Origin of the sequence: Paenibacillus sp. G2S3 (assembly GCF_030123105.1) — a bacterium.
Classification (GTDB): Bacteria; Bacillota; Bacilli; order Paenibacillales; family Paenibacillaceae; genus Paenibacillus_AQ.
In genome coordinates this window covers 6213669-6229967 of the sequence record NZ_CP126095.1, presented here as the reverse complement: position 1 = coordinate 6229967, position 16299 = coordinate 6213669, and the positions used below count along the sequence as shown (strand labels likewise).

Here is a 16299-nt window from a genome sequence, read left to right as displayed (position 1 = left end):
GGTCGACTGATCAAATGTTAATCATATACATCGCTGGATTTATCGTATGCATGGGACTCGCACTTGGCCTCACACCTTTGGTGAAGAAATTCGCCATCAAGATTGGTGCGACAGATGTGCCGAATGCTCGTAAAGTGCACACGAAAATTATGCCCCGCCTTGGCGGATTAGCTATTTTTCTAGCGTTTGTGTTAGGCCTGCTTGCCGTATTGCCGATTATTCCATACGAGTTCACTCCGCGGGAGGTCAACTTCATCAAAGCGCTGCTGTGTGGTGGCGGACTGATTGTACTTATCGGGGCACTCGATGACCGATTCGAATTATCAGCAAAAGTGAAGCTACTGGGCCAAATTATCGCAGCCTGTATCGTTGTTTTCGGCTTTGGTATTACTGTAGATTTTGTGAATATTCCATTTAACAATACGTATTCCTCACTGGAGAGCTGGATTGCTATCCCGCTAACGATTTTCTGGATTGTCGGTGTCACCAATGCTGTTAATCTGATCGACGGGCTGGACGGGCTTGCGGCTGGTGTATCAGGAATTGCAATTGCTACGATTGCGGCAATGGCTTTCGTGATGGGAAACACCATGGTGGCAATGCTGTGTCTGTTGCTTCTGGGTAGCATCATCGGATTCCTGTTCTTTAATTTCCATCCTGCTAAGATTTTCATGGGAGATACGGGTTCGCTGTTCTTAGGCTTTTGCTTGGCATTACTTGCTTTGCTAGGATTTAAACAGATTGCAGTGGTTTCGTTTATTACACCTTTGCTTATTATCGGTGTACCTTTGTCGGACACGTTCTTTGCGATCGTGCGTCGTAAGCTGCAGAAGAAACCAATCTTCGCACCAGATAAAGGTCACTTGCATCACTGTCTACGTGAGCTTGGCTTTAGCCACCGCCAGACTGTACTCATTATTTATGGTATTGCTGCGTTTTTCGGTATTCTAGCTGTCATTCAATCATCCGCAGCTCTTTATGAAGCGAACTGGGTTACGTTCGTGGTCATCTGTATCATGCTCTTCTTCCTGCAAATCGGTGCTGAAATCACTGGTTTGATCGGTAAGACTAAACGTCCAGTAATTAATTTCTTTTTAAGAATGCGTATGAAGGCTGATCCGGAAAGAGGCTCTAAGTCCTAAGCAACTTAGCAATTATCCTAAAATTTTCTATAACTAACAAAACTCATCCGATTTCGGATGAGTTTTTTGTTATTTTCCCTAAAAATATTGCTTCTTATGACCGATAAAGAACAAAGTGAAGGTTTACGAGAACTTATACTCAAAGGAGAGATATAACACATGCAACGCTTTAAGAGACCGTTCGTTTGGCTGATGCTGGCGGCTTTGATCGTTTCTATGTTCCCAGGTAAATACACGCCGATAGCGGCAGCGGCTACCACGAGCTCTACGACTTTCTTCAGTCCGGATGATCTCACATTACGTAATACCGTTTTGTTGAAGCAGGATGTTGTGCCAACATCAGGTACTCCAAATCCAGAGGGGCTAATTAGTCGTTCTAGTGTTTACAAAATAAGCAATCCTACCTTTTCAATTACAGGAACTTACTCACAGGTAACTTCATCTACAATGAAGGTTACTGTTGAGCAGCTGACTCAGGATAGCTCAACTCAAAAATGGGTAACGGATTCGACGCGCTTGACTACGGGAACAGTTACAACAGATAACAATAGTCCGGACAATCGCTTCGTAGCGTCTGGTCTTGTTTTGTATACAGGCTTTAATAAGATTACTTTCTCTGGTATGCAAGGTAATCTTCAACGTTCAGAATCCTTCTATGTGCTATATGATCAAGTGCCTTACGTAACAGAATTAAAAGTATTGGGTGGACCTGCTGCACTGAATTTGAACGAAGGAACACAGGTAGTTGTCCCAGTATCTACAATTACTCTCCAAGGTAAAGTAGCGAATGCAACGAAAGTTAGTGTCTCCGTGAATGGCGGAACAGCTCTGCAAACCTCCTTATTGGAAGACGGAACATTTTTTACACCTGCTTTGAATTTGAATCCGGGATTAAGTACTCTTAAAATCGTAATTCAAAATGCTTCGGATTCAATAACCATTGACAGATCGGTTTATTTCTTTGATAAGGATCAACCGTTTGCTTCTTTGAACATTAATCATAATTCAGTCGACTATAATATTCTAAATGACAAAGTACCGACATTAACTGCTGACCTGACACCTAGTGTTGCAGGTTTTACAGGACAAATATTGGTGCCTTACAACGTAGCTCCATTCAAAACAAGTGCTGTACTAACTCTTAATAAAGGTACTACCAGTACTGAAAAAGTTGTTACGATAAAAAGCGTGGAAGAGGAGTTAACTATTCCTGGTCCTGATGGCGTTACTCCAACTTACAAATTGGTTAAATTTACGACTAACACAAATCTAGATATTCTCCCAGGTGTAAATGACTTTAAGCTGTCCGTTGATTATGGCACCCACAGTAGTTCTCATATCTATTCTTATAAATTTTTGAAAGATGAGACTGTTATAACAGAAATGTACTATCTTCCTGGATATACAGGCTCAGGAGCTCTTACAAACATCTCAAAACTGCCTCTAAATGGTCAACAGTTGGAGAGTGACACCTTTTATATTTTGGCAAAAACAAATAAATCAACATCAGCTGTGTTAACTGCTAACTATTTACCTTTGAGTAATAAACCGTTAAGTATATCTCATGTTTCTGAGGCGGTTACCGGTACAAACGAATACGTTTATAAAATTACGGGTTTCTCGAATGGTCAACAGAAAGTACAGTTCCGATACACAGGATCAGAGTCTTATTATAATGCTGATATTTCATATGTATCTAAAAACTATATTTACGTAAGCAATCTACAGGACGGACAAACCTATGAATTCGATTCAAGTATTGATAGAACTCTAAATGTTAATGGTGAATATATCGGATTTGAGAATATCGAGAGTGCACAAGTACAGATTAATGGTATTGATAGTAATCAATTACCTGATACCAAGAATTCAGCGGGTACAGTTATTGTGAATAAATTTGCACTTGGTGTAGTGAAGGATGGTTCAACTACTGACAAGACGACCTTCAATTTTAACTTAGGAATTAGCCAGTCGGGTCCCTTGGTGTACGGTGAGAATAAAATCGTGTTTACAGGTGTCTCTAAAGATAGTACAGGAAATCAGCGGATTATTAAAAAAGAACTGAAACTCTACATCATTGATACCAATATATCTGGGTTGAAGCAGTTCCACCCAACCGTAGGAGATAATCGTCTACCTTTTACGTCAACAACTCTTACTAATGAAGTAGAGCGTAATGCAATTCTTGCACTGCCATCTGAAATTATTTATAAGGACGAAAAATATACAACAAGCAAAGATAAATTTGACTTGGTGCTACAAGGAAGCGGAGCCTCGACGTTAAATCTATATCAGGGTTCAACTCTGGTATTTACTTCAACAGGACAAGATAAGCTCCTAACAGACAATCCTGAAGGTCCTATTGGTCCAAAACGTTATCCTAACGAGTTGGCTGCAAATGGCCTGTACTATGAGTACATCGGAAGCGCTAAGAATTTTATCTTACGATTACGTGACATTAAATTTGATGCTCCAGGAAGTCAAGTATATACACTTGAGCTTATTAATAAGACAGGGGCAAGAACTACACAGCGTCTTGAGGTAGTACGTGAAGTGGCTCCATATCGTCTCCTCTCACCTGTACCAACGGTAGGTAAACAAATTGTTGTTAATAAGAACTTTGTTCGTTTTGATATTGAGGCAGAAGGCGCGACCAAAGTAATAATTGGTAAAGATGAAGCCAAAAAACGTACGGATTTTCCGAATCAAGATCGTTTTACCTATGATTATGTAGGTTTGAAGGCAGACAAATCCACGCCAATTAAGATTCAAATCGTTCGTGCTAACTCTACAATTAGTGATACTATAGATGTCTATTATGCCAGTGCTGTACAGATCGACACGCAGTATATGGCTGAGAAGGTAGCTACGAAGTATAGTGTTTTCAATAAAGCTCTAGAATTGAATTTCCCTAAAGGAACAATTATGAAGGGATTTACTAGCTCTGGTGCTGCGAAATATTATCCTAATACAAAATTATTGTTTGGTATTGCGGATCCTGCTGATGGAGTCGTTGAACGTAAAAATGATTACGGGAATATTATTAACGTCACTGGTAGCGATGACAGAACAGAAGGCGGAGGAGGCCAACTTGTGATCCCGCAGGATCTCGCTTTGCGCTTCACATCAACCGTCTCTACAAATAATTTTTCAAGAGTATCCGATATCTACTGGCTCAGTGGTGGTTTAGGAGAAGACGGTGTTAATATTGAAACCAATGGCGTTACTCCGCATTTTGTGGACGCTAGCGGGAAGACGGGGTATTTTACGCAGTACAGTCAAACTCGTAAAATTGTACCTTCCCAACGCGGTGAATTGACGCTTACTTTTAACTCCAGCATTGTGGATGAAGTGGGGTCGACAATAACAGTATTCCGCTATACCGATGCTGGGAAATGGGAAAATATAGGTGGAGAAGTAGATACGAAGAAGCACACCATCACAGTTCCATTTGATGAGTTTGGTTACTACACTGTTATGAAGCTACGTCGTGGTTTTGTTGATATTACGAATCACCCATGGGGTAGAAATATTATGAATGGATTGTATTCTAAAGGGTTCATGACTAATCTTCGTGCAGATGCATTCGGCGCAGATGATTTAACAACACGTGGAGAATTCGCTACATTACTAGTGAAATCTCTGAGTATTCCTTTAAACTATGATGCCAATAAGCAAACATTCTTCGATATTGTGCCACAAGCGGTTTCGGCTACCTGGGATTTCAAACATATTGAGACTGCTGCTAGGGCGGGTATTGTTACAGGACTAAGTGACGGCTTCTTTGGACCTGACCAAGCTTTAACACGTGAACAAGCGGCGGTAATGATCGCTAGGGCGCTGAAGCTGAAGATGTCTTTGAATGACAGTAAACTCTTGGCAACCTTAAGTAAATCGTTTGTTGATACGAGTAATATGGATTTCTATTCACGCCCTGCCATTGAAGCTGTGTCCAAAGCTAAGATTATGGAAGGAAGCGCCGTGACGGTTACAGGACAGAAGAAACCCGTATATAACTTTAATCCAAAGGGTAAATTGACTAGAGCGGAAGCTGGAAAGATTACAGTTGCACTCTTGCAAAAGAGTACAAGCATCTTCCCGAAGAACTTTAACTAAAGCAAAAAAAATGTTCACCGGCCTGCGAAAAAATATTCGCAGACCGGTGTTTTAATGTAATGAGAGCAATTACCAAAGACATATATTTTGTATTCTTCTTAGATTTACGATACAATAACGTAGAAAATATTATTTTCTGAAAGGTGAAAGCCAACCATGAAACCGATTTTAGCAAAAGCACAGTTGGATTACATGAAAGCCAAGAATATGTTTGAGAATAGAGCAAAAGTGTTAGAAAAGGAAATTGCGGCTAAGCGGGCACTACAGGAGATTACACAGGAGGTTATGGAGGAGCTTGTGCAGGCTACAGGATTCCATGATTCTTACAATGAGCTTGTCGTTGCTGAGAACGCTCTGATTGAATGGTCTCATACTACAATTAAGCATGAAAAGAGCTACCGCGAGAATCGCGCAGCTATTGATGCAATGTATGACAATGTAAACTCAAGTCCTGAAAAGCGTCAGGAATTGATCCAGTTATCTATGAAGATTCGTTAGAACATACTGTAATAGAAGCAAGCGCCGGCAACGGCGCTTTTTTGTTTTGTTCAGCATGATGCTATCTATAGAGCGGATCTCCGAATGGTGACGGTAAGTAGTAGCCTTCAGCTTACGAATCATCAAAGCAATGAACCAGGAGGCGAACCAAGAAAGAATATGTTTGTTCGAACCTATAAGCGAAGGTTTTTAGGTTATAGCTTTAAGAGCTGAAGCTCAGAAGGGGAGCCGCCATATAAACAGCCTACGATGAATGTGAGAAATCAGGTCTTTCCGCCCCTTTATACTCAAATTTTGTAGGAATGTTTAAATAAATGGCACTAGTGTTAATGATACTTAGTAAATATTGCATAATGACGTTTAGAAAACGACTATGGTATACTATTTTCCGTGGCAACCCAAGATTAACAATAGTTAGTAGAACATACATATGTATCTTCTATTGGGATTGTACCGGGAAACAAAAAAAGAAAAGAATTTTTTTGAGAAACCGCAACTTTTCCAAATCTTCTGCGTTTAAGGTGTAGAGTCATTTACACAGGCAGTTGAAATTAACCGGTGGTAAAGCGAATTTAACAAAATGGAAAAATTAGCTTTACGTGACTTGAGGCACATTGTATAATACTTAGGTATAATTAGGAATCTAGTATTGTCATGTCCTGATCATTGTTTACAAGTTTCTGTGATACCCGTCACAGACATTATTTATACTTAATTTGCTCAACTCTGGAAAGGGGGTGCATCGGCTAATGAGTGACACGAGCTACTCAACTAAAGAAAAATCTCAGTTTATGAACGTCCAAGGAGGAGAAAAAAAGGTTATGAAGAAAATTTTATCCGTAGCATTATCTACAGCAATGGCATTCTCAATGTTTGCCTCTGTAGCGTTTGGTGACGCAGCAGCAACTCCGCAACAAAAATTTGACGCTTTGGCAGCAAAAGGTATTCTCAATGGGTACCCTGATGGTAAAGCTCACCTTGAAAAAGATCTTACTCGCGCTGAATTCGCGAAGATCGTTACTAAATTGTTCGATCTTACTGAAGTAACTAACAAATTGTCTTACAAAGACAAAGGTTACAACGCTAGTAACTGGGCAGTTCCTTACATCGAAGCTGTTACTGCAGCTAACTTGATGCAAGGTAAAGATACTGTTAAAGGTATCTTCGACTACAACGGTAAAGTAACAGTTGAAGAAGTAGCGGCTGTATTGTTCCGCGCTTTGAAACTTGAAACTCCAGCAACATCTGACAACAGTGCATCTGCATGGGCTAAAGGTTATGCTCAAGCAGTAATCGATGCTGGTCTGATTGCTAAAGACACTAACTTCAAAGCTAACGCTAGCCGTTCTTTGGTAGTTGAAACTGCTTATGCAGTTGATCAATTGAAAGCAGCTCCTACTGTAGCTTCTGCTGAAGCAGTAAGCCCAACTAGCGTAGTTGTAACTTTCTCTGACAAAACTACTACTACTGTAACTTTGACTACTGCACTTGTAGAAGGCGTTGAAACTTCAATTTCCTTCAAACACAATAATCATGACTACACTACTAAAGTAACTTTGGCAGCTCCTAAGGTTCTGTCCGTAGAAGCTCCAAACGCTAAACAACTGGTTGTTAAATTCAACCGTGCAATTAGTGCTGATTCTTTAATTGAAGATGGAAAATTGATCGCTGACGCTGTTAAAGTTGTTCCTGTTAATGGAACTGCTGTAACTGTTGCTGGTTCAAGTGCAAGCTTGAATGAAGCTGGTACTGAGCTTACAATCACTTTCAATAAAGTTGAAACTGACTACTTGAAAGGACAATACACTGTAGTAGTAAGTGACAGCGTTCTGACAGCTGCTGGAACTAAAGTTGCTGCTTACACTAATCTGTTGACAGTTGCTGATACAGTAGCTCCTACAGTTAAGGCTATTAATTCCGTAGCTAAAGAATCTACTAAAGAAGTATTCGTACAATTCAGTGAGCCTGTAAAACAATACGGTTTTACTGCTACTGTTAACGGTGTTTTTGCAACAGTAACAAGAGAATCTGCTGATACATTCAAGTTGACTACAACTACTGCACTGAAAAGTGGTTCAGTTAATGATGTAGCATTCAATAAGGTTACTGACTTTGCTGGCAACGTTGCAAGCACACTTAAAACAAGTGTAACTGTAGTTGCTGATACAGCTGCTCCGACGATCGTTAGCGTTACTCCAGAAAGCGATCAATATGTAAATGTTAAATTCAACAAAAAAGTTAACATTGCATCTTTCAAAGGAAATGTTTCCTTGCTGAGAGCTGACGGTGACAAGGTTGGTAACATGAGCGTTGTTACAACTGACACCGAGAGCGATACAGTTAAACTGCAAGTACCTAGTAACTTCTCGTTCCCATCATCCGGAACTTTCACTGGTACATTGCAATTCCAAGCAGCTGTTCGTGATACACTGGGCAATACACTTGGATCCGCTGTGACTCAAGCGGTTACTCTGGTTAAAGATACAACTGCTCCAACTGTAGTATCTGCTACTTACGGTTCTACCGGTATTGTGCTTACATTCAGCGAAGATGTTGTTCTTGCGACTGGATCAATTAGCGTTATTGATGAATCCACAGGTGCTGTTGTTGGTAATTCAATTAACCAAGCTAATATGACTGTAAAAGGTGCAAAAGTGACAGTTAAGACCGCAACTACTTTGAGCGGTGACTACACTGTTCGTATTACAGCTGGATTGGTGAAGGATAAAGCGAAAGCACCTAACTCCTCCGAAGCAGCAACAGTTGCTCTTACAGCTGAAAAACTCACTACTAACGATGACAAGAGACCTACTGTTACTTCTGTAGTCTATGAAACAACGTCCTCACAACCTGGTTATCATCAGTTCACAGTAACTGCTAAAGATAACGTTGGTTTGAATGTAGCTTCGCTTCGCGATGTTAGCAGCTATGTTCTGAATGGTGTTGCTCTACCTTCAGGATCTTATCCTGTTGTAGCTTCAATCGGAGCTAATGATTCTGCTACTAAACCAGCCACTGCTGTTGTAAATGTATTTATTCCACTAAGCGGAATTACAACAACTAAAGATTACAAGTTTGAAGTTGTTGGTATCTCTGATGCCGCAGGAAATGGATTGGATACAACTACTGCAGCTTCTGCAACTGCAAAACTTAAGAACACAACAGCTCCTAAGTTGACTGAAGCAGTTATTAACTCGGTTAAAGCTAATTATCTGACTCTGAAGTTCACTAACGATATTAAGTTTGATGCTAAAGTATCTGCAGCTGACTTCGTAGTATCTATTGGTGTAGATGGTAAATCAGCACAAGCTGCTACCTTCACAGTAGAACCAGGTACAGCTACCGATGCTGGTAAATTGCATTTGGTAATCACTGGTCTTGCTGATGGCACTGCCATTACTGATCTGAACACTGTTGATTCTCTAGTTGTTAAAGTGAGCGATGCTGCTGACTTCACTGATGGAGATTTGAACGTTGTTGTTAAAGACACTTCAATCACTGTAAGATAATTAGCTTCCTTACGAAGCAAGAATAGCCTCTTCGGAGGCTATTCTTTTTTTATAGGCATTTACCCCCATATGAGGAGGAACTTCATTGAAATCGGTATGGAAAGTAACAACAGCTGCTGTATTACTGGCTGGTGGTGTATGGGCTGGATCACTGTTGAATGTTACTGCTGAAGGTGCAAGTGTGGGTTCACAGCCTGGCACAGCAGATGATCCAGTGGTTACCAAAAGCTATGTAGATCAGCAAATTCAGAAAGCACTTACAGGTGGTACAGTTACAGCTCCAGTAGCTACAGCTACACCGAGCCCAAGCTCAGCTCCAACAGCTACAACAAACCCGACTACTAGCAGTAATGAATCCGTAATTGTCGATGTAAAACCAGGACAAACTTTAATTGCTTCCGCGGGTGCAGAATTTATCGTTCGTGCGGGTAAAGCGATTATCTACTCTCAAGATGCAAATGGTGTTGCTGATTTAACGGATGGTAAGGATCTTGCCAATGGAGTAGCTGCGCCGACTAACCATTTATTATCTTTCCCTCGTGATGGTCGTGGGATTACTGTGCAAACAGGACAAACCCTTGGCCTTGTTGTCATGGTTCGTGGCGGATATACACTAAAATAATTTGTAATTATATATATTCATAATGCCCGTAAAAGTACTTAATCATACCTTCAAACTGATTTCCAAAGTTACAAATCATTGGCGCGATTGAAGAGTAGCTGTTGGACGCACAATATTCCTGTAATCTTACAAATTCACAGGAGGTGCTGTAACATGGCACGTAACAATCGTACAGTGGTACCGGAAAGTCGGGCAATGCTGAAGCAAATGCAATATGAAATTGCAGCTGAATTTGGTTTATATGGAGCGCATTATGGAGGCGGAGCAGACACAGAGTTTGCTTCTGAATTAGGAGCAACCGGAGGTAGTGGTTCTGGCCGTAGCCAGTATCTTGGACATCTTAGTTCAAGAGATAATGGCTCTGTTGGCGGAGAAATCACGAAGAGACTCATTAAACAAGCAGAACAGTCTCTTCTTTAATAATATCAGGGTGAAGGAATTCTTATTAATCCTATCTGATATTTCTAATTAATACCGTGGAATCAATATTTATACTGTGATGGAGGGGCTTCGGAGTAATTGACACCACCTCCCAAATAAGATAATATGACTTTTGAGGAAAGCCTTAGACCTTTTCCATATGGGAAAGGTTCATTTTTTTGAAGAGTTTAGTGAATATAAACATGAAATACTGCAATCATCCTTCATTAAAAGAACAGGCTCCTGAGTTTCTTTGTTTTATAGTTTTTTATTAATTTGGCCTGTGATTATTAAGGAACTCCTTATACAGTGTCAGACTAACCATAAGGGAGGTTGTTATACTTGTCTATCAAAGGGCGTCATTTGTTTACTTCCGAGTCCGTGACGGAGGGGCATCCGGATAAAATCTGTGACCAGATTTCCGATGCGGTATTGGATGCATTTTTAGCTAATGATCCAAATGCACGTGTAGCCTGCGAAGTAGCAGTAGCAACTGGTCTTGTTTTGGTGATCGGGGAAATCAGTACCAAATCTGAGTATGTAGATATTCCTGCCATCGTACGCAATACCATTAAAGAAATTGGCTACACTCGTGCAAAATATGGTTTTGATTATAATACTTGTGCAGTTTTGAGCTCACTTAATGAGCAGTCAGCTGATATTGCGCAAGGCGTAAATTCTGCTCTCGAGCACCGTGATCCAGCACAATTGGCTGAAGAAACAGCAAATATTGGTGCGGGTGATCAAGGCTTAATGTTCGGTTTTGCTACGAATGAGACACCAGAACTAATGCCACTACCGATCGCTTTATCTCACCGTATTGCTCGTCGCCTATCTGAAGTTCGTAAGAACGGAACTTTGGAATATTTGCGTCCCGACGGGAAGACACAAGTTACGATCGAATATCAAGATGAGAAGCCTGTACGCGTAGACGCTATTGTAGTATCTACACAGCATGCGGAAGAAATTTCTCTTGAACAAATTCAGGCTGATATTAAAGAGCATGTAATTATGCCGGTTGTTCCTGCAGAACTGCTCGATGCTGAAACTAAGTATTTTATTAATCCAACAGGACGATTTGTGATTGGTGGCCCTCAAGGGGATGCCGGTCTGACTGGACGAAAGATTATCGTTGATACGTATGGCGGATATGCTCGTCATGGCGGCGGTGCATTCTCTGGTAAGGATCCAACTAAAGTGGACCGTTCTGCAGCTTATGCAGCTCGTTATGTAGCGAAGAATCTTGTAGCTGCAGGTCTAGCTGATAAATGTGAGATTCAGCTTGCTTATGCCATCGGTGTAGCTACTCCTGTCTCGATTAATGTGGATACATACGGAACAGGCAAGATCAGTGAGGAAAAGATGGTTCAACTGATCAGCAACAACTTTGATCTTCGCCCTGCGGGTATTATCTCCATGCTTGATTTGCGTAAACCGATCTATAGACAGACTGCAGCATACGGCCATTTTGGACGGACTGATGTTGATCTTCCTTGGGAACGCGTAGATAAAGCGGAATTACTCAGAGGTCAGGCAGGATTGTAGTTAATTATATGTTCTTATAATACGTTAAGCCCGCAAGTTGGCACTTAGTGTCAGCTTTGCGGGCTATTTTTATGTAACGGACAGAAATAGGACTGATTCTAATCATAGAGAAGTAGACTACTAAACTTTGTAAGCCCTTTAACCGAAATATAAGAATATACATAAAGACGTTAGTATGGTTTGAGAGGAGTCTATCACGGCATGAAAAGAAAAATTTCAATATGGACGGCACTTTTTCTAGCAGGAGAACTGGTACTTGGAGCAGGGTATCCTTCTATCGGAATTGGAATACCGGCAGTACATGCTGCAGCGGAATTTGGCATTAGTGTGTCGCCAGCACCTGGAGCAACCTATGTAAATATCGGGTCATCTCTTAAACTAAGCTTTGATCGTCAAGTAAACCCGCAGGCTGGAGAAATTACCATCACGGGTCAGGGTGATAGTACACCTTTTGTGACGATTCCTATTGGTAGTTATGGTTTAATTGGTAGTTCAAAAGATTACGAGCTTAAGTTAGGGCCAAACCAACAATTCACTCCGAATAAGGCATACACGGTCACAATTCCCAAAGGATTGTTCAAAGATAATGAGGGTAATGAATCAGGACTTACTTCATGGGCATTTACCACCGCTCCAGAGAGTAATACGGCTATCACGGCAGGTAACTTTTCACCGGCTAGTAATGCAAGAGTGGATGCCGGCAGTTTAAAGGAACTTAGTCTGACACTAAATAAGCAGCTGTTAAAAGGTGGGGGCTCTATCCGAATCCTGTCCTCAGCAGATAATACAACAGTGCAAGAGTTCAGAATAAAGGATGATGACACTAGAGTTAACGTTCAAACTGATGCTAACTCTACTACAGTTAAATTAACGCTGGAGAAAGCATTGGCGGCCGGAGGGAATTACTATGTCCTTATTGATGCCTACGCTTTTAAGGATGTTGATAATAGAACGTTCTCTGGTATTTCTAGCGGCAATGTATGGAGTTTCTCTACAAAAGGTGTAGCTGAAATTCCAATGACTCCGTCCCCGGCTAACGGTGCAGGCGGTATATCTACCACAGGAGCGCTACAGCTCACTTTTGACCGTCCTATGATGCCTGCATCAGGTGTAATTACGGTGTCTCCAGGGGCAGCTAACGATGCTAGAACAAGATGGCTTAATGTGAACTCCCCAGCCGTTACTGGAGGAAGCAGCAGAACCATAACATTGAATCCAGCATCATCAGTCTCACCTCTGCTAAACGGCACACAATATACAGTTACGATCCCCCAGGGTGCTTTTTATGATCAAGATGGAAATGTATTTCCTGCCTCGGGCCCGTACACTTGGACCTTCACAACAGTATCTTTGACTGGACTTGGCGTAAGTGCTTTGAATCCATCTGATCGAAGTGAATCTATAGCTAACAACAGATCCTTTTCGATCGCTTTTAATCGGGATGTCAATTACAACAGTGCAGTGGCCAATGGTGTGGCTCTATATAAAAGTGGAGGATCTCAGGTGCCGGTTAACGTTACTCGGAGTACCACTACAGCTAAAGAATATATAATCACACCTTCCGTAGCGTTAGATAGTGATTCAACGTATTACATTGACATCGCCAAAGGGGCTTTTGTAGATGCAAGTGATGCCAACGTTCTATATGACGGGTTAAGTGGCAAAAATTCATGGAGCTTCAAGACCTTGTCTCTGGACAAAACAGCTCCACAGCTCACATCAGCACAGCTTGAGAATAACCGAACGATTCGTCTGAAATATAATGAGTCTCTCAATTCGTCCATAGCGCTGTTGATCTCAAGCTTTGGAGTTACGGTGAACGACGAGAATCGAGCGATTGAAAGTGTTTATATTCAGGGAGACAGCGCTTATCTGGTGCTGAGTACAGGAGTAGCTGTTGGGCAGATTGTGAAGGTCAGCTATAATGGCGGACTGCGGACAATTCAGGATCCAAGCGGAAATGCAGCAAGCACTTTTAGCTCTAAACAGATCACGAACTCCATCGAGTCCTCCATGCCGACACCTAAAGATGGGAGAATCACGGGAAGATCCGTAGTATTAAATTTTAACGATACACTAAAGCCGGTTTCTTATTACGCTCATAACCAGTTCCTAGTGACAGCAGATGGAAGCTCACTTGGGGTCAACTCGATCACTTCCAGTGGCAATACAGTATATTTAACATTGGGCAGTGAAGCATCGAATGGACAGAACGTTCGGGTGTCCTACTATGCAGGTTCGTATCCTTTGCTGAATTCTTATGGACAAAATATTGCGGACTTTACTGATTTCAATATCCGTAACAGTAACGATACGATTGCGCCAGTGTTTCAAAGTGCAACCGGAGGCGGGACTAAAATCATTCTGAATTATAATGAAGGCTTGTCTACAACCAATCTCCCACTGAATAGTCAATTCTCTGTGTTAGTGGGCAGCACGCCTAATTATGTGACTAATGTATCGGTCAGCGGCACTCAGGTCACTTTAACGCTTCAGACAGCGCTCGCGGTGAATCAGAATGTGACTATATCTTATGTGCCGGGTTCTGCCGGGATAAGTGATTTGAATGGGAATCGGGCAGCGTATATTAACCTACAGCCTGTATCCATCTCAGAAAACAGCGGCACTACTATACCAGAGATTAATTCAGCGACCGTTTCAGGTGACGAGCTAACAGTTACTTTTGCAAGGAATATGCAGGCATCCGGTTCCCTCTACGCGAATCAGTTTGGAGTTAGAGCAGATGGAAGCAGCTTGGGAGTGCAATCTTACTCTATCTCAGGCAATATTCTGAAAATAACGTTATCCTCGATTGTAAAGACAGGTCAAACAGTGGACTTGTCCTATATGTCTGGTACCGGTACGATTAAGGATTTGAGTGGGAATACACTATCCTCATTTGCAGCGTTATCAGTTCAGAATCTAACCGGCGTGACCACTGGATCTGGAAATCGTCCATCCTATCTAGGAGCACTTGCAACGAGTGAGTTTGGAAAAGAGTATGCACTATTAAAGAGCGATTCCTCGCAAATTGTGGATGACCGTTCTGTATATAATCAATCTGTAAAAAGATATACTTTAAACGCAGATCGAATAGCTGCCAGTTATGAATATCTGTATAAGATGAATAATGATATATTGGCATTTGAGGTTCCTTCCACGGAGCAAGCAGCTTTTGTGACTGTTCCGCTAAAACCATTACTAGACGCAGTGAACCGAAATAAAAATACTAAATTCATGATTCGTCATGGAGATAATCTATTTAGCGTAGGGCTCGATGATATTGATATGAATGGGCTCGCGAGCAGCCTGATTTCGGACAGTAAAAATATTTCGCTCGTGTTCCGCTTGGATAAAGTTCCAGCAGGTACATTTACACCTTTTGAGCAAAAGCTGCAAACAATGGGTATGCGAGCTATTACTAGTCTTATGGATGTTAGGGTGACGGCGATCGTTAGCGGTAATTATTCGAATGCCAAGGCACTCACTGTACCAGGAGAATACACCGTGCGTACTACTTCTTCATTAAATAGTGCGCAGACTTCTGCGGCCAGATTAGACCTTTCCTATTACGATGCAGCTTATCTCCCTACAAAAATCAGTACGGTTGGCAACTATACAGTTATTCGTGCTCGTACCACAGGCAATCAGATATTAGGGACTTTCTTGTCCACCCGGGCTTTTACGGATATGGGTAAGCATTGGAGTAATGCGATCGTAGCTGAGCTTAACGCAAAGAATATTATTGATAGCAGCTACGGTAGTGCGTTTAATCCGGAGAAAAAAATTACCCGTGCTGAGTTTGCTATTATGCTCAGTCGAGGTCTAGGTTTGCTAGGAGATCGTGAGACCGCACAACGCTTCCGGGATGTGCAGCCTTCCACACAAACTGGAGATTACATTGGTGCAGCGGCTAAGGCGGGAATTATTACAGGGAATACGGATGGTACCTTCCGTCCGAATGATAATATAACACGCGAGCAGATGGCGATCATGATGATCCGTGCGATGGAATATACCAATCATCCTATTACACTAAGCGGTACTTCTGCCTCAACACTTGCGAAATTCAAGGATAAGGCAAAGATTCAGAATCAAAGCGCGGAGTTCGTCGCAAAGGCAGTGCAATCAGGGATTATTTTAGGTATGACAGTAAGTGAATTTGGGCCCCAAGGCAATGCCACCCGAGCTCAAGCTGCCGTGATGTTACAACGGATGCTGAAACAGGCTGATTACTTGTAAACAACTCTTCTAAATAACCAAACAATTGGTAAAGCCCGGCAATTATGTCGGGCTTTTTTTTGTCGTCTAATGATGACAGTTTTGACTCTATAAAGCTTGAAATCTCTCAATTTCGCAACTTTTTGGCTTATTTTCAGTCTATTAAAAGAGTACTAGAAAAATAGGAACCAGTTTCCAGACTTTGATATGGACTTAAAGAGTACAA

8 protein-coding genes are annotated in these 16299 nt (G+C 41.6%); all 8 read left to right on the top strand.

Features of this window, described 5'->3' with window-relative positions:
* The first annotated feature begins 14 nt into the window (after nt 1-14).
* The 8 genes from QNH28_RS27580 (at nt 15) to QNH28_RS27545 (ending at nt 16094) form a co-directional block, all read left to right on the top strand.
* Nucleotides 15-1142, top strand: coding sequence for a glycosyltransferase family 4 protein (locus QNH28_RS27580; protein ID WP_283909331.1), 1128 nt, complete (start codon nt 15-17; stop codon nt 1140-1142).
* A 159-nt stretch (nt 1143-1301) separates the two neighbouring features.
* Nucleotides 1302-5258: an S-layer homology domain-containing protein gene (locus QNH28_RS27575; RefSeq protein ID WP_283909330.1), complete on the top strand. Its 3957-nt coding sequence runs from the start codon at nt 1302-1304 to the stop codon at nt 5256-5258.
* A 156-nt stretch (nt 5259-5414) separates the two neighbouring features.
* Nucleotides 5415-5756: a hypothetical protein gene (locus QNH28_RS27570; protein WP_042131350.1), complete on the top strand. Its 342-nt coding sequence runs from the start codon at nt 5415-5417 to the stop codon at nt 5754-5756.
* 821 nt (nt 5757-6577) lie between these two features.
* Nucleotides 6578-9265, top strand: a complete 2688-nt coding sequence (locus QNH28_RS27565; RefSeq protein ID WP_283909329.1) for an Ig-like domain-containing domain — start codon at nt 6578-6580, stop codon at nt 9263-9265.
* Between the two features lie 85 nt (nt 9266-9350).
* Nucleotides 9351-9887, top strand: coding sequence for a hypothetical protein (locus tag QNH28_RS27560; RefSeq protein WP_283909328.1), 537 nt, complete (start codon nt 9351-9353; stop codon nt 9885-9887).
* Nucleotides 9888-10040: 153 nt separating this feature from the next.
* A complete protein-coding gene (locus tag QNH28_RS27555; RefSeq protein WP_283909327.1) occupies nt 10041-10307 on the top strand; it encodes an alpha/beta-type small acid-soluble spore protein in 267 nt (88 codons plus the stop codon).
* 342 nt (nt 10308-10649) lie between these two features.
* Nucleotides 10650-11852 carry a methionine adenosyltransferase gene (gene metK, locus QNH28_RS27550; RefSeq protein WP_042192431.1) on the top strand — a complete coding sequence of 401 codons (1203 nt, stop codon included), beginning with the start codon at nt 10650-10652 and terminating at the stop codon, nt 11850-11852.
* A gap of 201 nt (nt 11853-12053) precedes the next feature.
* Entirely contained in the window at nt 12054-16094 is a 4041-nt protein-coding gene (locus QNH28_RS27545; RefSeq protein WP_283909326.1) for an Ig-like domain-containing protein, read from the top strand.
* The last annotated feature ends 205 nt before the right edge of the window (nt 16095-16299 follow it).